Origin of the sequence: Rhizobium sp. B230/85, assembly GCF_019355735.1 — a bacterium.
In the GTDB taxonomy this organism is placed as follows: domain Bacteria; phylum Pseudomonadota; class Alphaproteobacteria; order Rhizobiales; family Rhizobiaceae; genus Rhizobium; species Rhizobium rhododendri.
This window is the reverse complement of record NZ_CP072156.1, coordinates 2,020,439-2,042,466: the sequence shown is the minus strand read 5'-3', so window position 1 is coordinate 2,042,466 and position 22,028 is coordinate 2,020,439. Positions and strand designations below refer to the sequence as shown.

Below are 22,028 nucleotides of genomic sequence, written 5' to 3'. Positions count from 1 at the left end.
CGCTTGCCGGACTGGTGCCATCTACCTGTCACTTAACGGGTGCACTCCTCGATAAATCATCCTAGTCTCGCCCGGCGTCGGGGGACGTCGATGAATGCTGAGGAGAAAGCCATGCCTGCGAGTTTCGATTTTTCCATGTCCCGCCGCTCGTTGCTGGGCGGTCTCGGTGCGTCTGCAGCACTTGTGATGCTGCACCCCTTTTCGGCGCGCGCAGCCGGCAATCAGGCCCATCTGCGGCTGATGGAAACCACGGATATTCACGTCAACGTCTTCCCCTATGACTACTACGCCGACAAGCCGAACGAGACGATGGGGCTGACGCGGACGGCAACGATCATCGATTCCATACGCGCCGAAGCGACCAATTCAATTCTCGTGGATAATGGCGACGTTCTGCAGGGCAATCCGATGGGCGACTACATGGCCTATCAGCACGGCATGAAGGACGGCGACGTCCACCCCGTCATCAAGGCGATGAACACGCTCAATTACGATGTCGGCACGCTCGGCAACCACGAATTCAACTACGGCCTCGACTTCATGTTCAAGGTTCTGGGCGGCGCCAACTTCCCCTTCGTCTGCGCCAACCTCACCAGGGGGCAACTGGCCAGCGACCCGAAGAAGGACGACCTGTTCTTCAAGCCCTACCTGATCCTCGACAAGACCATCAAGGATGGCGCCGGCAAGGAGACGCCGATCAAGATCGGCTTCATCGGTTTCGTGCCGCCACAGATCATGCTCTGGGATATCAAGAACCTCGAGGGCAAGGCGCAGACCCGCGATATCGTCGAGGCCGCGAGGGCATGGGTACCCGTCATGAAGGAACAGGGCGCCGATATCATCATCGCCCTGTCGCATTCCGGCATCGATGGCGCTGCACCAACCGACCGGATGGAAAATGCATCGCTCTATGTCGCGGCAGTCGAAGGCATCGATGCGGTCTTCACGGGCCACCAGCATCTGGTCTTCCCCGGCCCGAAAACGTGGGATGGGATCAAGGGCGCCGACCCCGTCAAGGGCACGCTGCAAGGCAAGCCTGCAGTCATGGGGGGCTTCTGGGGTTCCCACCTCGGCCTTATCGACCTGTTGCTGGAAAAGGACGGCAAGGACTGGAAGATCGTCGACTTCACATGCGAAGCCCGGCCGATCTATCACCGCGACGAAAAGAAGAAGGTTATCGCCGATGTCGGCGACAAGAAGGAAGTGGTCGAGGCAGCGAAAGCCGAGCACGAGGCAACCCTCGCCTATGTCCGCACGCCGGTCGGCAAGACGGCAGCACCGCTCTATTCCTATTTCGCGCTGGTGGCCGACGACCCCTCGGTCCAGATCGTCTCCAAGGCGCAAAGCTGGTACATCAAGGACATGCTGAAGGAGACGCAGTACAAGGATCTGCCTGTTCTCTCTGCCGCGGCGCCGTTCAAATGCGGTGGCCGCAACGGCCCGGACTACTACACCGACGTTGCCGCAGGTCCGATCGCCATCAAGAACGTCGCCGACCTCTACCTCTATCCGAACACAGTGCAGGCCGTGGTCATCAACGGAGCGCAGGTCAAGAACTGGCTGGAGATGTCGGCATCGATGTTCAACCAGATCACACCCGGCGCAAAAGATGCACCGCTGCTGAACCAGTCCTTCCCGTCGTTCAATTTCGACGTCATAGACGGCGTCACCTATCAGATCGACCTTTCGCAGAAGCGTCGGTTCGATGACGACGGCAAGCTGGTGAATGCCGATTCCAATCGCATCCAAAACCTGCAGTTCGACGGAAAACCGATTGATCCTGCGATGAAATTCCTGGTGGTCACAAACAACTACAGGGCTGGCGGCGGCGGCAAGTTTCCGGATATTGCCACGGACAAGGTGGTCTATCAGGCTCCTGATACAAATCGCGACGTCATCGTCCGCTATATCCACGATCAGGGTACCATCAACCCGAGCGCCGATGGCAACTGGACCTTCAAGCCGATGCCGGGCACCACCGTCGTGTTCGACAGCGCGCCGAAGGCGAAGACCTATATCGCCGACCTCAAAAGCGTCCACGTCGAGGATGTCGGCGACGGCGCCGACGGTTTCCATACGTTCCGTTTGATTCTCTGATCGCGGCCAGCTTATGCGACGGGTACCGATGGTGCCCGTCGGAACACCCAGCGCAACGCCGGCGTCAGCCCAGCGGCTTCCAGCCGGCGCGGCCGACGACCCGATTGCGGCCGTCGTTCTTGGCCATGTAAAGCCGGTCGTCGGCGATTGCCAGCAGACCGTTGAAGCTTGCGGCATCGTCCCCGGACGTTGCAACGCCGATGCTGATGGTGATGGGCTTGCCCCCTGGGTTGCGGATGGTTTCCGCCACCTGCCATCGCAGATGCTCGGCCAGAAGCAGTGCTTCGGCGTGGTTGGTCCGCGTGCAGAGCACCACGAATTCCTCGCCGCCGAACCGGAACAGCCGGTCGGTCGGGCGCAATGCGTTCGAGATTGCGGCGGCGACCGCCTTCAGAACGCCATCGCCCTCGAGATGGCCGAACTGGTCGTTGACCGCCTTGAATTCGTCGGCGTCGATCAGCAGCAGCGTCATGGTTTCGTTACGTTTCTGGCTATCGCGCAGTATCTGCGGCCCTTCGACCTCCATGCGGTTGCGATCGAACGTACCCGTCAGCAGATCGCGGCCGCTGCGAGAGACGAGATCGTCGTAGCGCTCGCGAAACGTCAGGTCGTGGAACACGTCGAGTACCGAGCGATGCGCGGTGGTCGCCAGATGTCGTCGTATGCCGCGCTGATAAAGCGCGAAAAGCCCCGAATAGATCAGGACCGCGAGAAGCTTGCCGATCCAGCCGCTCCAGAAGGCAGTCATCGGCACGCCGGCAAAATAATGCAGGGCCGCAAAGAAGCCGATCTGGTCGAACGTCAGCAGCACGAAGCCCGCGATCATGAAGCGCAGCACGACCCAGCGCTGTATGAAACGGCCCAGCTTCTCATAGAGCAGGATGATGCCGATGGCGTCGATGTAGAGCAGCGCCGTGCCCCAGATCATCAGCCAGCCCATCTCCCGAAGAAAAGCGAAATCCGTGCCGCGGCCCGGCGATAGTACGGCGGGAATCTGAAATTGCACCGCCCAGGCTATCGTCACCGTGAGCAAATTGCCGAGGAAGAGCCCGTAGATCGGCTGGCGAACGATCGCCGCATCCTCCTGCATATAGAGCATCAGGATCATCATCAGCTTGCCGGCGAAAAACACCGAGGAGCCGGGAGAGACAACGCCGAAAGGCAGTTCGACATAGAAGACGGCTGCCAGGTAGGTTTCCATGAAGTGCATGACGCCGAGCGCCGTCAAGAAGACGCCGAGCCCGATGCGGTGCCGCAAATGCAGGAGCGTCACCATGATCGTAAAATAGGCGACGGCCTCGAGCACGAACAAAGCCAGGTTAAGCTCCCTCATCGCATTGTCCGCTTTCGCCTCTTAAACGTGCTTTTGCACAACGACCGTTTAAGTTTGAAATATAGGACGACTGAGGTTCCGCCAAGTCTATTACAGTCGAATCCGGTATTTTGACGCAACGATGTTAACGCTGCGCGGTGCTAAGCAAGAAGAGAGAGTAGCGACACGCGGTGCTTAAGTGCAAAACTCGCAGAAATGCTGCTGAGGGAGCCGATTCGCGCCGGGTCCCGCGCCTTCTTGTCAATAACGTAAAATATTGTTTTAGCAGATCGCGTACGAGCAAGCTTCACATCCGCCACTGGTGAAATAGCCTAGCGACTCAGACTTGCCGGTTTGGGTCGCCATCGGCAAACAATGATGGGCCATGCTGATCGATGATCTGCTGTGCCTTGCGGAAGGTGGTCTCGACCGCGTCATCGACCGAACTGAAGACGTCCGCGCGGATGAAGTTGCGCACCAGGATTTCGCCGTTCACCTGCTTTTCGATGCGACCGGCCAGACGAAACTGGCTACCTTCCCGCTGGGGCACTGCGAAAATCTGGCAGTCCTGATAAGTCTGCGTGGCGGCTGGCGCCCCCGCCTTTGTGGCGTCGGCCTTGGGCCCGCCGGCACCGGTGAACATCGACAGGATGGATGAGAAGAAGGACGCCATTGTTTGCCTCTTGGTTGACCGCAGCCTGAAAGCGCAGATAGTCATATGATCAGGTTTGCAAGGATCTCATTGTCGGTGATGTCTTCGTAGCCAAGTCCGGCATTCTCGAAATTCTGCCGCAGCACCCCGAAACTGTCCGCATTCTTCACCTCTATACCGATCAGGATAGAGCCGAAATTACGGGCGCTCTTCTTCAGGTATTCGAAGCGGGCGATGTCGTCGTCAGGGCCGAGGAGATTGAGAAAATCGCGCAGCGCGCCCGGCCGCTGGGCCAGCCGCAGAATGAAGTACTTCTTTAGGCCCGCATGGCGCATGGCGCGCTCCTTGACGTCGGGCAGCCGCTCGAAATCGAAGTTGCCACCGGACACGACGGCAACGATGGTCTTGCCACGGATGGCGTCGCGATCCATCGCCTCGAGTGCGGTGATTGCCAGCGCGCCCGCCGGTTCGAGCACGACGCCTTCGACATTCAGCATATCGATGATCGTCACGCAGATGGCATTCTCCGGCATCAGCATCACCTGATCGGCGGGGAAAGCTCGCAATGCTTCAAAATTCAGATCGCCAATGCGGGCAACCGCCGCCCCGTCGACGAAATTATCGACCTTCGGCAATGTCAGCAGGCTTCCAGCCTCTATCGAGCGACGCAGGCTGGGAGCGCCCGCCGGCTCTACAAAGCGGAACGCCGACGGTGGCAGGACATCGCTGAAATAGCCGGTAATACCGGCAGCCAGTCCGCCGCCGCCGACCGGCATGACGACCAGATCCGGCAGCACGTCCTCCGGCAATTGCGCCGCGATTTCGGCCGCCACCGTCGCCTGACCTTCGATGATATCAGCATGGTCGAATGGCGGCACCATGAAGCCGTCATTGGCCGAGACGTAATCGCGGGCAGCCTGGTAGCACTGGTCGAAGAAGTCGCCGAAGAGTTTGATGGTGATGAATTCGCCGCCGAATATGCGGGTCTTCTCGATCTTCTGCTGCGGCGTTGTCACCGGCATGAAAACCACGCCGGGCACGCCGAAATGGCGGCACACGAAGGCAAACCCTTGCGCGTGGTTACCGGCCGATGCGCAGACGAAGACTTTCCCGGTACCGCCGGCTGCCATCTGCTTGCGGAAGAAGTTGAACGCGCCGCGGATCTTGTAGGATCGCACCGGCGTCAGGTCTTCGCGCTTCAGCCAGATATCGGCACCGTAGCGGGCGGAGAGATGCTCGTTGAATTGCAGCGGCGTCGCGGGGAAAATCTCCCGCATGGCTTCCTGTGCGCTGTCGACATCCCGTGTGTTCAAAATCTGAACGTCCTTCGTTGTTTCAAGCGTCTGGCTATGACACAGGCCGGCTGTCGAGATAAAGTCTCTTGTTTGTCTGAGGCTAGGCAAACTCCGATTTTTCGGTAATGAACCGCTTCATAGTGTCTCTTGCGAAAGAATCGTCGCAGACGACAAGGCTCAACCCCTCATTTCTTTGGATTGACATCTACTCGCGCGGTGCACTCTATACGGCAAGCCATCATGATGATGGTTAGAGGCCCGCTACGCGCCTGGTGTATCCGGGTTGGCGGGCTTCGTCTTTTTTAGACCGCCCCTTTTGGCGTGTGGATGCCAAGCCTTTATTCCGCCGTGAGCCTGCCTATTATGACGGTATGATGACACGAATCCTCCTGAAGGGCGCGGCATGGTTCGTGCTCGCCTTTATTCTCTTCTCCACTGTTTCGCCGATTGACCTCAGGCCGCATACGCTGACGACGGTCAATATCGACCGAGCCGGCGCCTATGCGCTTGCCGGTCTTGTTTTCGTGCTGGCCTACCCACGCCACTGGAAATCGATCGGAGTTCTTCTGGTCGCAGGCGCACTCGGCTTCGAGTTCCTGCAGGAGTTTTCGCCAACCCGCCATGCTCGGTTGCACGACGCCATCGTCAAGGGTGGTGGAGCGATTGCCGGCGTGGCGATGGGCTACGCCTTCAACCGCATCCGGGCGCGATGGACGCCGGACCTTCTGGTCGCCGGCTGATGAGCCGTCCGGGAGCAGAAGACGAGCCAGTAGCTCCTCCTGCGTAGCGATATCTGAGATCGCCGGGTTGACGGAATCGTCAAACTCGTTGATTTGAAAGGCAGGCGGACGTGGCGAAACTGGTAGACGCAAGGGACTTAAAATCCCTCGGCCTTGGCTGTACGGGTTCGACCCCCGTCGTCCGCACCATCTGATCTTCTTAACGCATCTGTATTTCATGCAAAAAGCGCGACCTCACGGCCGCGCTTTCCAGTTATTCACGAGCGAAAATCAGGCGAGCTTGGCGGCAATCTTTGCCACGTGGGCGCCCTGGAACCTTGCACCTTCGAGTTCGATTTCAGAAGGCATGCGCGAGCCGTCGCCGTTGGTGATCGTCGTTGCGCCGTAAGGCGAGCCGCCCTTGACTTCTTCGGTGCCGAGCTGGCCGGCGAAGCTGTAGGGAAGACCGACGACAGCCATGCCGTGATGCAGGAAGGTCGGCAGGAAGCCGAGAATGGTGGACTCCTGTCCGCCGTGCTGGCTGGCGGACGACGTGAAGGCCGAGCCGACCTTGCCGACCAGCTTGCCGCCAAACCACAGGCCGCCGGTCTGATCCCAGAAGTTGCGCATCTGCGAAGCGACGGTGCCGAAGCGGGTGCCGGCGCCAACGATGATTGCGTCGTATTCGGCAAGTTCATCGGCGGTGGCGATCGGCGCTGCCTGGTCCATCTTGTAGTGCGATGCCTTGGCGACTTCGTCGGACACCAGCTCCGGCACGCGCTTGACGACAACTTCGGCACCGGCCGACTTTGCGCCTTCGGCGACTGCGTAAGCCATCGCTTCGATGTGACCATATGTGGAATGATATAGAACCAGGACCTTGGCCATTTTCTTCTCTTCCTTTGCTGGGAGTGTTGACGGCGCCGCAGACGGCGAACCGGAGAGAATGCGTTTGATGAATTCCAACAGCATATATCGTGCCTCGCAGCATCCCTGTGCTGATGATCGACAGTTAGCCCAACGGCGGGCTCCGTTCCAGATAGGGTCCCAGATACGGACTGTTCATTTATATTGAACGATTTTCCTTGGCGTTCATTTTTTGCGATCGAATCCGGGTCTTCCCGACGGCGCGTTTTGCTGTAAGTTTCGCCGGAACCGTTGAGAGAAGGCAAAGACTGCTATGACAGACCAGATCATCACCGCCGCGATGCTCGCCATCGGCGACGAGCTTTTGTCCGGCCGGACAAAAGACAAGAATATCGGCCACCTCGCCGACATCCTGCTGCTCTCGGGCATCGACCTCAAGGAGGTTCGCATCGTCTCCGACGAGGAAGACGCGATCGTTGCGGCATTGAATGCGCTGCGCGGCACCTACGACTACGTTTTCACCTCCGGCGGCATCGGCCCGACCCACGACGACATCACCGCCGATGCTATATCCAAGGCTTTTGGCGTTCCCTGCGAGCATGATGCCGAAGCCATGAAGTTGATGGCTGACATGTACGAGCGCCGTGACATGCCTTTCACCGAGGCCCGCCAGCGCATGGCGCGCATGCCCGTCGGCGCAACTCATATCGCCAACCCGGTCTCGACCGCACCCGGCTTTACCATTGGCAACGTGCATGTGATGGCCGGCGTGCCGCAGGTGTTCCAGGCCATGCTGGACAATGTCATTCCGACCCTGCGCACGGGCACGCCGATGCTGTCGACGGCAGTTGCCTGCCCGTTCGGAGAAGGCGATATCGGCACACCGCTCGGCGCTATCCAGAAGGCTCATCCGGAAACCAGCATAGGCTCATACCCCCGCTATCTCGGGCAGAGTTTTTCGACGGAGATCGTTGTGCGGGCGCGCACCGAGGCGGCGATGCAGGCTGCTGCCGAAGAAGTAAGACAGATGATCGAGACCATCCGCAAGGCAAAGGTCGAGGAAAACCATTCGGCAGAGGCTTAGGGCGCAATTTCGTCATGCGGCGGAAACCGCCACATGACGGCAACGTCCATTCATGACCCAAGGAGATCCCATGGCCTTTAGAACCATCGTCACTATTCTGGACGTGCCGCAAAATGCCGGCATCGCTTCCGATATTGCGTTCTCGCTGGCGGCTGGCAACAACAGCCATGTCATTGGCCTCCACGCCGAGATCGTTTCGCCGGTACCGATGGTGGCGCCGATGGAGATCCCGGACCCGATTGCAGTACAGGCGCTGCAGGACATGGCCCGTACCGAGGCAGTGACTATCGAGCAGCTGTTTCATGCCAAGGCAACGGCCAGCGGCGGGTCGTTCGAATGGCGCAGCTTTGCCAGTTCGGCAGGCTATGATTCACAGCCCATCATCGAAACGGCCCGCAGCGCCGACCTGATCATCGCGGTCCAGCCGGACCCGGCCCATCCTTCCGACGGACATGTAGATGTGGAAAGCTTCCTGTTCGAAAGCGGCCGCCCGGTGCTGATGGTACCCTATATCCTCAAGGCTCCGAACCCGATCAGGCGCGTGCTGATCGCGTGGAACGGCTCGAAGGAAGCAGCCCGCGCCACCTTCGATGCGATGCCCTTCCTGGAAGCTGCGGACTCTGTCGAGATCCTCTCCATCGATCCGGCCGACAACCGCAGCAAGGCGCCGGCAACCGGCGCCGATATTTCGGCAGCGCTTGTGCGGCGGGGCGTAAAGGCGACGCTGACGACCACCGAAAGCGGCGACAAGTCTGCTTCGCAGATCATCGAGAAGCGGCTGGCGGAAGATAGCATCGACCTGCTGGTGATGGGCGCATACACCCAATCGCGGCTGTGGGAGATGCTGTTCGGCGGGACGACCAAGACCATGCTGAAATCGATGACGGCGCTGACCCTGCTGTCGCGCTGAGGCCGATACCGCCTGCTCTTGCGTTTTGGCGGCAAATCCCGCTAATAACGACGACCAAAAGCAGAAATCCTCTCCGGGACCTTTTTCGCGCAGTCGCTTTCGCTGCGCGAATTGCGTTTCGGGACCGGGCCTAGCCCGGCGGTGACGGAAACTCTGCCTGCGGTCGTCGGTGATCCCCGGCGCGTCGTCATCCCCGTGCCTGCCGGAGCCAAGATCCATGTCCCTCCCCGATAAAGCCTTTCCCGTTTCCTGGGACCAGTTTCACCGCGATGCAAGGGCGCTCGCCTGGCGGCTTGCCGGTCTCGACCGTGAGTTCCACGCTATCGTCTGCATTACGCGCGGCGGCCTCGTGCCGGCGGCCATCATTTCACGCGAACTCAACATCCGGTTGATCGAGACGGTCTGCATCGCCTCGTACCACGATTACGTCACCCAGGGTGAAATGGCCGTGCTGAAGGGCATCACGCCAGCGCTGCTGGAAAAAGGCGGCGAAGGCGTGCTTGTCGTCGACGACCTGACCGATACCGGCAAGACGGCCGCCGAGGTCCGCGCCATGCTGCCGAACGCGCATTTCGCCTGCGTCTATGCCAAGCCCAAGGGCGTTCCGGTGATCGACACCTTCATCACCGAGGTCAGCCAGGACACCTGGATCTATTTTCCCTGGGACATGGGGTTCAGCTACCAGGAGCCGATCGCCAAGGGCACGCGCGGCTGATCTGGCAAGGCCGTCTCCCACGAATCAAGCCACCGGAATGACTGCCCGGTGGCTGCATGCCCAGAGTGGCCCTGCCGCCGCCCACTCTTCACACGACCGATTATCCCTATGCCTCCAAGCCTCGGCAATTGTTGGCATTTTGGCACGCGAATCGCTGCCGTTACCGGCCCTTGGCACGTTACCGAGTGACCTTTCTGCAACGATGGAAATCTTGTCGTTTTTTCGGCCCATATGGCAGGCGGCGCAAGCCGTTATCGATAGCCGGATAGCAAGGTCGCCGCGCAAGCGTCTGACTTTACGGGGCTTTCTCGTTTCCCCCAGTTTCCACAGGCTCACCCACAAGATATTGTGGTTAGCCGAACATTAAAAACCAGCCCTTGACGATCCGGCACGTTTCAAACTTAATGAGACCACGTTAAGGCGGTGACGGACCGGATATTGTAACGAGGCCGGTTCCTTTTCAAAAATCGAGTTTCAAATCGCGCTGGACGCCCATGACAGGCGTCTTCTCGAGGGCAGTTCCGATGATTGCGAAAAGCGCTGCCGGGCAACACACGGGACTGGATAAATTGTCTGTTTAATACTATATTTAGTGTTTGCAGCCACAATCTCCACAAGATACAGAAGCGCATCTCCGGATGACGACTTCTGTACGATACGGGATGAACACTGGCGGCGCGATGAAACGCGATGCCGGAAGACCATATTCGCGCCCCCTTTCAAGGTTGGGCGCACCCCAAAAGAGGTAGACCCAGATGCGCATCGAAAGACGTTTCACCAAGCCCGGTCAGAGTGCTTACGCGGAGGTCGAATTCCGCAAGGCAATCAGCGAGATCAAGAATCCGGACGGGTCGATCGTCTTCCGCCTCGAGAACATCGATGTGCCTGCCCAGTTCAGCCAGGTCGCTGCCGATATCCTGGCACAGAAGTATTTCCGCAAGGCGGGCGTGCCCACGCGCCTGAAGAAGGTCGAGGAAAACGATGTTCCTTCCTTTCTCTGGCGCTCTGTTCCCGATGAGGCTGCTCTGAAGGGTCTGCCGAAGGACGAACAGACCGGTTCCGAAATCGATGCCCGCCAGGTCTTCGATCGCCTTGCCGGCACCTGGACCTACTGGGGCTGGAAGGGCGGCTATTTCTCGTCGGAAGACGATGCGCTCGCCTTCCGCGACGAGCTCGCCTACATGCTCGCCACTCAGCGCGTCGCACCGAATTCGCCACAGTGGTTCAACACCGGCATGCACTGGGCCTATGGCATCGACGGCCCCGGCCAGGGTCACTATTACGTCGACCCCTTCACCGCCAAGCTCACCAAGTCGAAGTCGGCCTATGAGCATCCGCAGCCGCATGCCTGCTTCATCCAGTCGGTCGAGGACGATCTCGTCAACGAAGGCGGCATCATGGACCTCTGGGTTCGCGAAGCCCGTCTCTTCAAGTACGGCTCCGGCACCGGCTCCAACTTCTCCTATCTGCGCGGCGAAGGCGAAAAGCTGTCGGGCGGCGGACGTTCGTCGGGCCTGATGTCGTTCCTCAAGATCGGTGACCGGGCTGCCGGCGCCATCAAGTCTGGCGGCACGACGCGCCGGGCTGCCAAGATGGTGGTGGTCGACATCGACCATCCGGATATCGAGGAATACATCAACTGGAAGGTCAAGGAGGAGCAGAAGGTTGCGGCCCTCGTCACCGGCTCCAAGGTCGTTGCCCGTCACCTGACAGCGATCATGAAGGCCTGCCTCGAAGGCGGCAAGGACGACCCGTTCGACCCGATGAAGAACGTCGCGCTGAAGCGCCAGATCCGTGCTGCCAAGCAGGACCAGGTGCCGGAAAACTATGTCCAGCGCGTCATCCAGTTTGCCCGCCAGGGCTATACCGACCTCAAGTTCAAGACCTACGACACCGACTGGGATTCGGAAGCCTACCTCACGGTGTCCGGCCAGAATTCCAACAACTCGGTCTCCATCAAGGACGACTTCCTGCGCGCTGTCGAACAGGATGGCGACTGGAACCTGACTGCCCGCAAGGACGGCCGCGTGATGAAGACGCTGAAGGCCCGCGACCTGTGGGAAACGATTTCCTACGCCGCCTGGGCGTCTGCCGATCCGGGCCTGCATTTCAACACGACGATGAACGACTGGCACACCTCGCCGGCTGAAGGCCCGATCCGCGCCTCCAATCCGTGCTCGGAATACATGTTCCTCGACGACACCGCCTGCAACCTCGCCTCGCTGAACCTGCTGCAGTTCAAGGATGCCACCACCAAGCGCATCAACATCGCCGATTACGAACATGCTGTCCGCCTGTGGACCGTGGTTCTCGAAATCTCGGTAATGATGGCGCAGTTCCCGTCCCGCCAGATCGCCGAGCGCTCCTATCAGTACCGCACTATCGGTCTCGGCTACGCCAACATCGGCGGCCTGCTGATGTCGTCGGGCATTCCCTATGACAGCGACGACGCGCGTGCCATTGCCGGCTCGCTGACGGCTATCATGACCGGCGTCTCCTATGCCACCTCGGCGGAAATGGCTTCCGAGCTCGGGCCGTTCCCGATGTTCAAGCCGAACCGCGAATCGATGCTGCGCGTCATCCGCAACCATCGCCGCGCTGCCTATGGCGAGACAACGGGCTATGAGGGGCTGTCGATCAACCCGGTCGCCCTCATCCACTCCGAAAACCCTGATCAGGATCTGGTCGTCCATGCCAAGGCTGCCTGGGACAAGGCACTGGCGCTCGGCGAACAGCACGGTTACCGCAACGCCCAGGCCACCGTCATCGCGCCGACAGGCACCATCGGCCTCGTCATGGATTGCGATACGACCGGCATCGAGCCGGACTTCGCGCTGGTGAAATTCAAGAAGCTCGCCGGTGGCGGCTACTTCAAGATCATCAACCGTGCCGTACCGGAAGCGCTGCGGGCGCTCGGCTATTCCGAGAGCCAGCTGGCCGAGATGGAAGCCTATGCCGTCGGCCATGGCAACCTGAATCAGGCACCGGCCGTCAACCCCGGTAGCTTGCGCGCCAAGGGCTTTACCGACGACAAGATCGAAGCCGTCAACGGCGCGCTGAAATCTGCGTTCGACATCAAGTTCGTGTTCAACCAGTGGACGCTGGGTGCCGACTTCATGCGCGACACGCTGGGCGTCACAGACGCGCAGATGGCCGACATGGGCTTCAACCTGCTCGACCACCTCGGCTACTCCAAGAAGGAGATCGAGGCTGCCAACATCCACATCTGCGGGGCGATGACGCTGGAAGGCGCACCCTTCCTCAAGGACCAGCACCTGGCCGTGTTCGATTGCGCCAATGCCTGCGGCAAGATCGGCAAGCGCTACCTGTCGGTCGACAGCCACATCCGGATGATGGCGGCCGCACAACCCTTCATCTCGGGCGCCATCTCGAAGACCATCAACATGGCCAACGACGCGACCGTCGAGGATTGCAAGAACGCCTACATGCTGTCCTGGAAGCTCGGCCTGAAGGCCAACGCGCTCTATCGCGACGGCTCCAAGCTTTCGCAGCCGCTGAATGCATCGCTGATCGACGACGACGACAACGAAGATGCGCTGGAGGAACTGCTGCAGCAGCCGGCGGCGGCCCAAGCCGTCACCATCACGGAGAAGATCATCGAACGGGTGATCGAGCGCGTCAGCCGCGAGCAGGAAAAGCTGCCCGGCCGCCGCAAGGGCTACACACAGAAGGCCAAGATCGGCGGTCATACGCTGTTCCTGCGCACCGGTGAATACGACGACGGCCGCCTTGGCGAAATCTTCCTCGACATGAACAAGGAAGGCTCGGCACTGCGCGCGCTGATCAACAACTTCGCCATCTCGGTGTCGCTCGGCCTGCAGTACGGCGTACCTCTGGAAGAGTATGTCGACGCCTTCACCTTCACCAAGTTCGAGCCGGCCGGCATCGTCCAGGGCAACGACGCCATCAAGAACGCCACGTCGATCCTCGACTATGTGTTCCGCGAACTTGCCGTCTCCTACCTCGGCCGTCATGACCTTGCCCATGTCGACACTTCGGACTTCAACAACACCTCGCTCGGTCGCGGTGTTTCGGAAGGCAAGGCCGATGTCGTCTCGAAGGGTTTGACGCGTGGTTACAAGCCGACGCTGGTCGGCAAGACCAACGAGCCGAAGGGGGCTGCCACCGCGGCCCCTGCCAAGGCATCGTCCGGCGGCGCCACGATCACGGCATTCTCAGGCAGCGCGGTGCGCAAGCTCGAAACGATCGCCGCGATCTCGACATCGGAAGTCGTCTCCTTCAAGCGCGAATACGACGAACGCGCCAAGGAGCTGGCTGAAGAAATGGCGGAAGAAAACACTGCATTGTTCTCGGACGAAGCAGCCGATGCAGCGGCAACCGCGAAGGCCGATGCCAAGAAGCTGGAAGCCGAACGCCGCACCCGCTCGATCATGCAGGGCTACACCGGCAGCATGTGCGGCGAATGCCAGAACTTCACGATGGTCCGCAACGGCACCTGCGAAAAGTGCGACACCTGCGGCGCGACCAGCGGTTGCTCTTGATCGGAGGAGTAGTCTTCCCACTCGGCAATAAACCGAGCTGACAATAAAAATGGGCGCGCTGGCAACAGCCGCCCATTTTCAATTGGAGGTCTAAAACGTCCTTTGGCAGGATGCCTTATTGATACATGTCGGCGTCACTGCCGATGCGCCCCATTCCGTACCGACCTGCCCTCAAGCAGGCAGTCCGTTGACTTTGCGCAGGATGCGGTCGACCAGGCGCTCGGGCATGAAACGGCGGAGCGAGCGGGCCTGGGTGGACTGCTTGCCGGCGGAGTAGCGCAGCTTCGGCCTTTCTGCCATGGCTGCCTTGACGACGACGTCTGCAACCACCTCAGGTGCATCGCCGGTTTCCACCCATCTGCGCATGAGCTTTTCGCTTCGATCGCGCTCGGAGGCATAGGCTGAAAGCGGACGGTCGGCGCGCGTCAGGTTTTCCTCGAACGAGGTGCGCGTCACGCCGGGCTGGACGAGGACGACGCGGATACCAAATGTGCGCACTTCATGGTCGAGCGATTCCGAATAGCCTTCGATCGCGTGCTTGGTCGAGGCGTAAAAGGCATTGAAGGGCGATGGAATGAGGCCGAGGATCGAGCTCATGTTGATGATCCGGCCGCTCTTCTGCTGGCGCATCACTGGCAACACGGCGTTGACGACACGGGCGACGCCGAAGACATTCACATCGAACAGCCGCTGGGCCTGCGCAATGGACGATTCTTCTGCGCCACCGAGAAGACCGACGCCCGCATTGTTGACGACCAGATCGATACGGCCTGCCTGATCCAGAACGGCAGCGATGGCGGCCTGCACGGACGCCTCATCCGTGACGTCGCAGACAAGCATGGTGATGACCGCAGTGCTCGCGACAGGCTTGCGGCTGGTTCCGAAGACCCGGTAGCCGGCCTTTGCCAACGCCTGTGCCGTCACCAGACCGATGCCTGAGGAAGCGCCTGTCACCAGCGCGACGCTGTTATTTCTGTTTGTCATCTCATCAGCTTTCCAAGGGAGTGGATAAAGGTCTGGAAGCATGTTACTATCTTTTTGATACTCTGTCACTATCGAAAAGATACGAAATGAAAAGTCCTACACCGCTGCAAAGTCCTACACCGCTGCAATGCCCGGTCGCTCGAAGCCTTGAGGCAATCGGAGATGCCTGGAGTATTCTCGTCCTGCGGGACGCCCACGCCGGTTTGACGCGTTTCGACCAGTTTCGTAAAAGCCTCGGCATCGTTCCGACCATGTTGACCAAGCGCCTGAAGGCGCTGACCGAAGACGGGCTGCTTGAGAAACGGCTCTACTCCGAGCGCCCACCCCGGGAGGAATACGTCCTCACCGAAGCCGGTCGCGACTTCCTGCCCGTCCTGATGATGATCGGCGCATGGGCACACCGACATTGCGACGGAGAACTCGCACGCTACATCGACGTCGAGTCAGGCCATGAAATCGAGCCAATCGCCATCGATGCCGTCACCGGCGCAAGGCTCGGAACACGCCCCCTGCGGCTGGGCGCTCCGGGTTCATGAGGGCCGGCGCGTTCTCGCTGGACGCGTATCCAAAATATCGAGTGGGGCAAAATCGGATGAGAGGCGGTCTGGAAGTCTCTGACCTCGAGCGCATCTATAGCGGCAGCCAACCCGCTACAGAAAATGGATTGAAACGATGCCACTCATTAAAATCAACGTCGTCAGAGGCCGTTCCCCCGCAGAGACGAGCCAACTTCTCGATACGATCCACCATACGGTGGTAACGGCGTTCAACGTGCCGGAGCGGGATCGCTATCAATTGTTGAACGAATACGAACCATCGCATCTGAAGGCACTCGATACGGGGCTCGATATTCAAAGGTCGGAGAAGTTTATCCTGATCGAGGTGGTCACGCGTCCTCGAAGCCGGGAGGAAAAACTCAATTTCTACGAACTTATGGCAAAGGCGCTTCACGATAGCTGTGGCATCGCCTCATCTGATGTCATGATCTCAATCATCGAAAACAGCGACGAAGACTGGTCGTTCGGCATGGGGCGGGCGCAGTTCGTGACGGGCGAACTGACCGGCTAGATCGGCAACGCCAGCATCTCGCCACGCAAACGATTGAACCTTCTTCGATCTGCTGCGTTCTTGGGGCATCAATCACTGAGGACCTACCCATGAAAAATCTTGTCATCATCGCCGCCACTGCCGCCGTTGCATTCGCCTCCGTTGCGGACGCTGCGCCAAGGCACAAGGGCACCGGCGTTGTCGCCACCCAGCCGAAGGAGCGGCTTGGCACGCTTTCCTGCACGGTCGCCGGTGGCGTCGGCATGATTCTCGGATCGAGCAAGGCTGTCAGCTGCGAATTCAAGCAGCGCAACGGCAAGGCCGAACATTATGTCGGCTCGATCGGCAAGCTCGGCATCGATATCGGTGTCACCGGCAAGGCCTACCTGAGCTGGCTCGTCTACAACGTCAACCCGACCCGCACCGGTGAAGGCGCGCTGGCAGGCAACTATGTCGGCGCTTCCGCCGGCGCCTCGGTCGGCATCGGTCTTGGCGCAAACGCTTTGGTCGGCGGTTCTTCCAAGAACTTCGGCCTGCAGCCACTCAGCGGCGAAACTAGCACCGGCCTGAACGTTGCAGCCGGCGTTGCACAGCTCAACCTGCGTCTCGCCAAGTAATATCAACGCGCTGGCCGGAGCCGAGGCACGGCTTCGAACCGTTGGTTCAAGAAGGCCTTCGCTCGTTCGAGCGAGGGCCTTTTTTCGTGGTGGTGGACATAAAACTTCTGTCTACCGTAAGGCATATCGTCCCTGTAACCAGCCGAGGTGCCTCATGACGTCAGTTTTCATCCCGGAATTCCTGTTATCCGGCGCTGCCGACGCTCCCTACACCATACTTCTCGCCCACGGTGCCAGCGGACCGATGGATTCGGGCTCGATGTCGGCGGCATCGGATGCGTTGGCGACAGCTGGCTTCCGGGTCGCCCGCTTCGAGTTCGCCTACATGGCAGCACGACGCATTTCAGGCGTGCGCAGGCCGCCGCCTAAGGCGGAGATGCTGATGGAGGAATATCGCGCGGCGGTGACGGCACTCGGGGCTCACGGTCGGCTGATCATCGGCGGAAAATCGATGGGTGGACGGGTCGCCAGCATGATCGCCGACGAACTCCATGACGACAAGGCAATCATCGGCCTCCTTTGCCTGGGCTACCCCTTCCACCCGCCGGGCAAGCCGGAAAACCTGCGGACGGCTCATCTGCGGCAGTTGCGTACGCCGACGCTGATCTGCCAGGGGACGCGCGATCTTCTGGGTAGCCGCGACGAGGTTTTGCACTATGACCTGTCGGACAGCATCGCGTTACTCTGGCTCGATGACGGCGATCATGACCTGAAGCCGCGCAAGACGATTTCCGGCCCTTCCGCTGCAGAACATATGGCGACGATGGCCAATGCCGCGATGCAATGGGCGCAATCCGCAGCAAGCTTGCAATAGCGACCTCCGGCGCCCATCGAATTCGCCCGGTCGGAACCAAGTGGCCGGATTAATATGGCCGGCGGCGATATCTTCCTGCGCACCCTGTTGCCGAACTCCACATCGGCGCCACTTTCCTCAGCGAAAACCCCGTCGGTAGCGAGGAATAAACCGTTGAAGACTATCGGCCGCGCCCTGCTTTTGTTCGGGCTTATCCTGCTCGTCGTCGCCGTCGCAGCATGGGCGTCGCTGGCCCTCTGGTATCGCCTGCCCTTGCCAGAGGTATGGCGCGCCGTCTGTGCCGGTATCTTTGCCTTGGGCGGGCTTGCTACGGTCGTTGGCCTGTTCGGCCGCAGACGAGCCTCATGTCTTTCGGCATTCGCGGTAGCCTCCGTGCTTGTTATTGCCTGGTGGACAACGATCACGCCCCCGTCCACAGTAGACTGGGCGCCTGATGTGGCGCGTCAGGTGACGGGCAGGATCGAGGGTAACCAGCTAACACTCAGCGACGTGCGGGCGTTCGACTGGCGGAGCGACACGGATTTCACCCCGCACTGGGAGAGCAGAAGCTACGATCTCGGTACGGTCAGGACGGTCGACCTGTTCATGTCCTACTGGTCGGGGCCGGTGATGGCCCACATGATTGTCAGCTTCGGGTTTGCCGATGGGCGGCAGCTGGCTTGGTCGATCGAGGTCAGGCGCCGAAAGGGTGGAGCTTTCTCCCCCGTCGCCGACCTGTTCAAGAGCAATCCGCTGGTGATCATCGCCGCCGACGAGCGCGACGTGGTCGGCGTGCGCTCGAACGTGCGCGGCGAGGATGTGCAGCTCTATCGGATGAATATCTCCCCGGCCGGAGCACGGGCACTGCTGCTGGCCTATGTGGCCGACGCCAACGCGCTTGCCGAAAAGCCGAAATTCTACAACTCGCTGACGACCAACTGCACCACGGCAGTCATCCAGATGGTGCGGGCTGTGGGCGACGCCCTGCCCTTCGACTGGCGTCTTGTCGTCAACGGTTATGTCCCGGATTATGCCTACGACCAGAAGGCGCTCGATACGCGTTTGCCGCTCGAAGAGCTGAAACGATTGTCTCATATTGACGAAAAGGCCAAGGCCGACGGACTGTCGCCCGGGTTCTCCGCGCACATCCGGGAGGGCGTGCCTGCGCCGTTGTCACCCGACCAGACCCCGTGAGACCGGATTGGTCCTGGTGGCACACCGCTGACCTCATTAGCGCGTTCAAGTCCTCTATCACCTGCCTCTCAGTCTGAATCCGCAAAGTCGACTAACCATCGGCACCTGCTGTATTCTTCAGATTTGCCATCAGGCGCTCGCATAGGCTCCCAAAACCGCCTATGAAAGATCCTTCGGCAACTATCATGAAAAAAGGTCGGCAATATGGACACCCCCTGGAAACAGCCGGTTACCCTGGCGCTCGAAGGTCCGGAAACCTTTGTGACTATCGCCACAACACAGGCAGCATCCTGGGCAATGATCGAGGATTGGCCACAGGAGGACGGTCCAGCGCTCGACCGGGCGCTACTGATATGCGCCGAGGTGCGGCAAGGCAAACGCACCGACGAGGACGCCCGCAAGGCATTTATCGAGGCCGCTATCGAGGCCGGCATCGCCATCCAGCCGTAGACAAACCATGCAACAGCAACGTTCGTCTCTGGCCAAGCCGGCATGTCAAGATTGTCGAATTGTCGCAGGGCTCCATGGACTAACGGCTTTGCAGTTCTATATGGCCGATCATACCGGACCTCTCAAAGCATTGGCTTTGTTGTGATTTGTCGGGATGCTAAGCAAGGGAGTGATCACCGTGGGAACGATTCTGATCATCGTAATTCTGGTTTTGTTGTTGGGTGGCGGTGGCGGTTATTATGCCCATGGTCGTTACGGCGGACGTGGCCTCGGCGGCGTGCTGGGCCTGGTGTTGCTCGTCCTGATCGTCTTGTGGCTGCTTGGCGGCCTGCACGGCGGCGCAGTCTGAACCTGATTGTTGCGCCAGGCTCCTTGCCGAAAGGTCCGGGGTCTGGCGCATCGGTGCCACGGCGAGCGCTGTCAATACGAAACGTCCATCTGAGATCGCGGAGATTGCAATGCCCTCGTCATCGATCAAGACAATCTGCATTTTTGGCGCCGGCGCGCTCGGAGGCGCCATCGCTACGCGGCTGGCCAGCGGAGCCCTTGCGGACGTCACTGTATCCGTCGTAGCGCGCGGCGGTCATCTCGACGCCATCCGGCAGCACGGGCTCAAGCTCTGGACGGCGGGAGCAACGGAACCGCTGACAGTCCACGTGACTGCCACGGACGATACCAGCACATTACCCCCGCAGGATCTGATCATCACCGGCCTGAAGGGTCATCAACTCGGCGCGGCAGCAACTGGCATCAGTTCCCTCCTGCACGCCACCACCCGCGTTGTCATGGTTCTGAACGGGATACCCTGGTGGTATTTTCATCGGGACACCCAGAGCAAGCATGCGGAGACTCAGTTCGAGGAACTGGACATCGGCGGTGTCCTGTGGCGCTCGATTGGCCCCGACCGGGTGATTGGCTGCGTTGCCTACCAGGGCGCCGAAGTCACAGCGCCCGGAGAAATCCATCTGAGCAACGACGGTCGCTTCGTGCTTGGCGAACCCTCAGGCGAAAACACCGCCGACCTCGAGGCGATTACCCACCTCCTGACATCCGGCGGCCTCAATGTCAGCACGACGCCCCTGATCCGCAACGAGATCTGGAGCAAGCTGATGGGCAATGCGGCCTTCAACCCGATCAGCGCACTGACGAGGGCGAGGATGTCGGACATCATGGCCGACCCGGCGCTCGCCAACATGGTTTCGCAGGTGATGACGGAGGTCAAGGCGGTGGGCGAAGCGCTCGGCGCGAGTTTCACGATGTCGGTCGAGCAACGGCTCGAGCAGTCGAAGAGGATCGGCGATGTCCGCACATCCATGCTGCAGGACCTGCTGGCCGGCAAGCCGCTGGAGATCACGCCGCTCGTCGGCATGGTCGTATCGTGCGGTCGCCTTTCAGGCGTGCCGACGCCGACATCCGAGGCGATCCTCGCTCTGGTCACACAGCTCGACCGCGAAAATCGCCGCGCTTTAGTCTGAGCTCAGTCGCCACGCACGACCTCTATTTTTATGAAGTCTTTATTCTCGGCCGCTCGGGCTCGTATGGCTTTCCTATGAAGCCCGGCATTACCATCACTGCATCGATTGCAGAGGTGAACCATGCCCTACGCCACCTGGCCCAAGCGGCCTGACCCTGCCGAACCAGATCGGCTTGCCTGCTCATGAGCCAGACCAACCGCCGTCGCCTGCGGGCGCGCCGCACGGCAATGATCATGCTTGTCTTCGGCATCGTGCTCGGCAGCGTCGAGATCGCTATCCTGTTTTCCTATCTGTGAGCAGCCATTCCCATGAGAACGATTTACCTCGACAGCGCCGCCCGCAAGCGGAGCATCGGTGGCGCGATCACATCGCTCATCACCCCCTTTCGCGATGATGCCATCGACAGCAACGCGTTGATGGACCATGTGTCCTGGCAGATCGCCAGCGGCATCGACGGTCTTGCTGTTTGTGGCCTCGCCGGAGAAGGTCCCGTGCTGTCGGATCACGAACGGCAGACCGTTATTGCGATCTGCGTGGAGACGGCAGCGGCCAAGGTGCCGGTCATTGCAGCGACAGGCAGCAACTGTACCGCCAAGACGATCGCCGCGACCCGGCAGGCCCGCAACGCCGGTGCGTCTGCCGCGCTGATAACCGTCCCCTATTATTCCAAGCCCACGCAGCGGGGCATCCTTGCCCATTTCGAAAGCATTGCCGACGCCATCGATCTGCCTTTGATCATCGATAACAGGCCAGCCCATGCAGGGATCGACCTCGCGCCGGTTACGATCGAAAGGCTCGGCGAAATCGGCAGCGTCATAGGCATCTGCGACGGTGGCGGAGACATCGGCCGCCTCGGCGCGTGGACGGAGTTGCTGCCGCGACGTGTAGGTCTCTATACCAGCAATGACGCTGTAGCCCTCGCGTTTGCAATGACAGGCGGTGCCGGTTGCTTTTCTGACGCTGCCAACGTCGCGCCGCAGATGAGCGCGGCTCTCCAGCACCAAGCCGCCGCCGGTAACCTCGCGGCCTCTCTCAGCCTGCAGCAGCGCTTGCTTCCGCTGTGGCGGGCGCTTGCTGCCGAAAGTATCCCCGCGACGGTCAAACAGGCGATGCAGCTGGACGGCAGGCCTGTCAGCACGGCGGTACGCTTGCCGCTGGTCTCGGTCGAGCCCGAGACGGAGACTGCCATCCGCGACGCGTTGACCCTGCTCCATGGCCTGGAGCACAAGCCCTGCACTGTCGTCCCCGACCTCCAGGGCCGGTCCATGAGGATATGAGATTTTAATATTCCGAG

20 protein-coding genes and 1 tRNA gene are annotated in these 22,028 nt (G+C 60.3%); 16 read left to right on the top strand and 5 right to left on the bottom strand.

Features of this window, described 5'->3' with window-relative positions; all coding sequences use genetic code 11:
• Positions 1–111: 111 nt before the first annotated feature.
• A complete protein-coding gene (locus J5289_RS09950; RefSeq protein WP_209183624.1) occupies positions 112–2,097 on the top strand; it encodes a bifunctional 2',3'-cyclic-nucleotide 2'-phosphodiesterase/3'-nucleotidase in 1,986 nt (661 codons plus the stop codon).
• Positions 2,098–2,161: 64 nt separating this feature from the next.
• Here J5289_RS09950 and J5289_RS09945 read toward each other — a convergent pair whose 3' ends face one another.
• The 3 genes from J5289_RS09945 to ilvA all read right to left on the bottom strand — a co-directional run bounded on the left by J5289_RS09945 (position 2,162) and on the right by ilvA (position 5,338).
• A complete protein-coding gene (locus tag J5289_RS09945) occupies positions 2,162–3,430 on the bottom strand; it encodes a diguanylate cyclase (protein ID WP_209183623.1) in 1,269 nt (422 codons plus the stop codon).
• Between the two features lie 319 nt (positions 3,431–3,749).
• A complete protein-coding gene (locus J5289_RS09940) occupies positions 3,750–4,082 on the bottom strand; it encodes an HlyU family transcriptional regulator (RefSeq protein WP_209183622.1) in 333 nt (110 codons plus the stop codon).
• 41 nt (positions 4,083–4,123) lie between these two features.
• On the bottom strand, positions 4,124–5,338 hold the full coding sequence (ilvA, locus tag J5289_RS09935) for a threonine ammonia-lyase (RefSeq protein WP_374108582.1): 1,215 nt from the start codon (positions 5,336–5,338) through the stop codon (positions 4,124–4,126).
• A 389-nt stretch (positions 5,339–5,727) separates the two neighbouring features.
• Here ilvA and J5289_RS09930 point away from each other — a divergent pair, with 389 nt between their 5' ends.
• Together J5289_RS09930 and J5289_RS09925 are read left to right on the top strand one after the other, a co-directional pair.
• Entirely contained in the window at positions 5,728–6,096 is a 369-nt protein-coding gene (locus tag J5289_RS09930; protein WP_142822446.1) for a VanZ family protein, read from the top strand.
• A gap of 104 nt (positions 6,097–6,200) precedes the next feature.
• Positions 6,201–6,285 (top strand) — tRNA-Leu (locus J5289_RS09925).
• An 81-nt stretch (positions 6,286–6,366) separates the two neighbouring features.
• Here J5289_RS09925 and wrbA read toward each other — a convergent pair.
• A complete protein-coding gene (gene wrbA, locus J5289_RS09920; protein WP_111220820.1) occupies positions 6,367–6,963 on the bottom strand; it encodes an NAD(P)H:quinone oxidoreductase type IV in 597 nt (198 codons plus the stop codon).
• 292 nt (positions 6,964–7,255) lie between these two features.
• On the opposite strand from wrbA, the gene J5289_RS09915 reads away from it, so the two are divergent.
• From J5289_RS09915 to J5289_RS09900, 4 genes are all read left to right on the top strand, one after another.
• Entirely contained in the window at positions 7,256–8,026 is a 771-nt protein-coding gene (locus J5289_RS09915) for a competence/damage-inducible protein A (protein ID WP_209183620.1), read from the top strand.
• A gap of 70 nt (positions 8,027–8,096) precedes the next feature.
• Positions 8,097–8,936 (top strand): universal stress protein, encoded by an 840-nt coding sequence (locus tag J5289_RS09910; protein ID WP_209183619.1) that lies wholly within the window; start codon positions 8,097–8,099, stop codon positions 8,934–8,936.
• 217 nt (positions 8,937–9,153) lie between these two features.
• Positions 9,154–9,651 (top strand): xanthine phosphoribosyltransferase, encoded by a 498-nt coding sequence (gpt, locus tag J5289_RS09905; RefSeq protein ID WP_142822306.1) that lies wholly within the window; start codon positions 9,154–9,156, stop codon positions 9,649–9,651.
• A gap of 755 nt (positions 9,652–10,406) precedes the next feature.
• On the top strand, positions 10,407–14,174 hold the full coding sequence (locus J5289_RS09900) for a vitamin B12-dependent ribonucleotide reductase (RefSeq protein WP_209183618.1): 3,768 nt from the start codon (positions 10,407–10,409) through the stop codon (positions 14,172–14,174).
• A 171-nt stretch (positions 14,175–14,345) separates the two neighbouring features.
• Here J5289_RS09900 and J5289_RS09895 read toward each other — a convergent pair whose 3' ends face one another.
• A complete protein-coding gene (locus J5289_RS09895) occupies positions 14,346–15,158 on the bottom strand; it encodes an oxidoreductase (protein ID WP_209183617.1) in 813 nt (270 codons plus the stop codon).
• Positions 15,159–15,244: 86 nt separating this feature from the next.
• Here J5289_RS09895 and J5289_RS09890 point away from each other — a divergent pair, with 86 nt between their 5' ends.
• From J5289_RS09890 to dapA, 9 genes are all read left to right on the top strand, one after another.
• Positions 15,245–15,694 (top strand): helix-turn-helix domain-containing protein, encoded by a 450-nt coding sequence (locus J5289_RS09890; protein WP_209183616.1) that lies wholly within the window; start codon positions 15,245–15,247, stop codon positions 15,692–15,694.
• 136 nt (positions 15,695–15,830) lie between these two features.
• Positions 15,831–16,226, top strand: a complete 396-nt coding sequence (locus J5289_RS09885) for a tautomerase family protein (RefSeq protein ID WP_209183615.1) — start codon at positions 15,831–15,833, stop codon at positions 16,224–16,226.
• Positions 16,227–16,315: 89 nt separating this feature from the next.
• On the top strand, positions 16,316–16,822 hold the full coding sequence (locus tag J5289_RS09880; protein WP_111220714.1) for a DUF992 domain-containing protein: 507 nt from the start codon (positions 16,316–16,318) through the stop codon (positions 16,820–16,822).
• Between the two features lie 154 nt (positions 16,823–16,976).
• Positions 16,977–17,636: an alpha/beta family hydrolase gene (locus J5289_RS09875; protein ID WP_209183613.1), complete on the top strand. Its 660-nt coding sequence runs from the start codon at positions 16,977–16,979 to the stop codon at positions 17,634–17,636.
• A 153-nt stretch (positions 17,637–17,789) separates the two neighbouring features.
• Positions 17,790–18,809, top strand: coding sequence for a DUF4105 domain-containing protein (locus J5289_RS09870; protein ID WP_247749087.1), 1,020 nt, complete (start codon positions 17,790–17,792; stop codon positions 18,807–18,809).
• Positions 18,810–19,013: 204 nt separating this feature from the next.
• Complete coding sequence (locus tag J5289_RS09865; RefSeq protein WP_209183611.1) at positions 19,014–19,259, top strand: DUF982 domain-containing protein; 246 nt, start codon at positions 19,014–19,016, stop codon at positions 19,257–19,259.
• A 178-nt stretch (positions 19,260–19,437) separates the two neighbouring features.
• Positions 19,438–19,608, top strand: a complete 171-nt coding sequence (locus tag J5289_RS09860) for a DUF3309 family protein (RefSeq protein ID WP_142823568.1) — start codon at positions 19,438–19,440, stop codon at positions 19,606–19,608.
• Positions 19,609–19,717: 109 nt separating this feature from the next.
• On the top strand, positions 19,718–20,734 hold the full coding sequence (locus tag J5289_RS09855; protein WP_209206572.1) for a ketopantoate reductase family protein: 1,017 nt from the start codon (positions 19,718–19,720) through the stop codon (positions 20,732–20,734).
• Between the two features lie 308 nt (positions 20,735–21,042).
• On the top strand, positions 21,043–22,011 hold the full coding sequence (dapA, locus tag J5289_RS09850; RefSeq protein ID WP_209183609.1) for a 4-hydroxy-tetrahydrodipicolinate synthase: 969 nt from the start codon (positions 21,043–21,045) through the stop codon (positions 22,009–22,011).
• Positions 22,012–22,028: the final 17 nt, after the last annotated feature.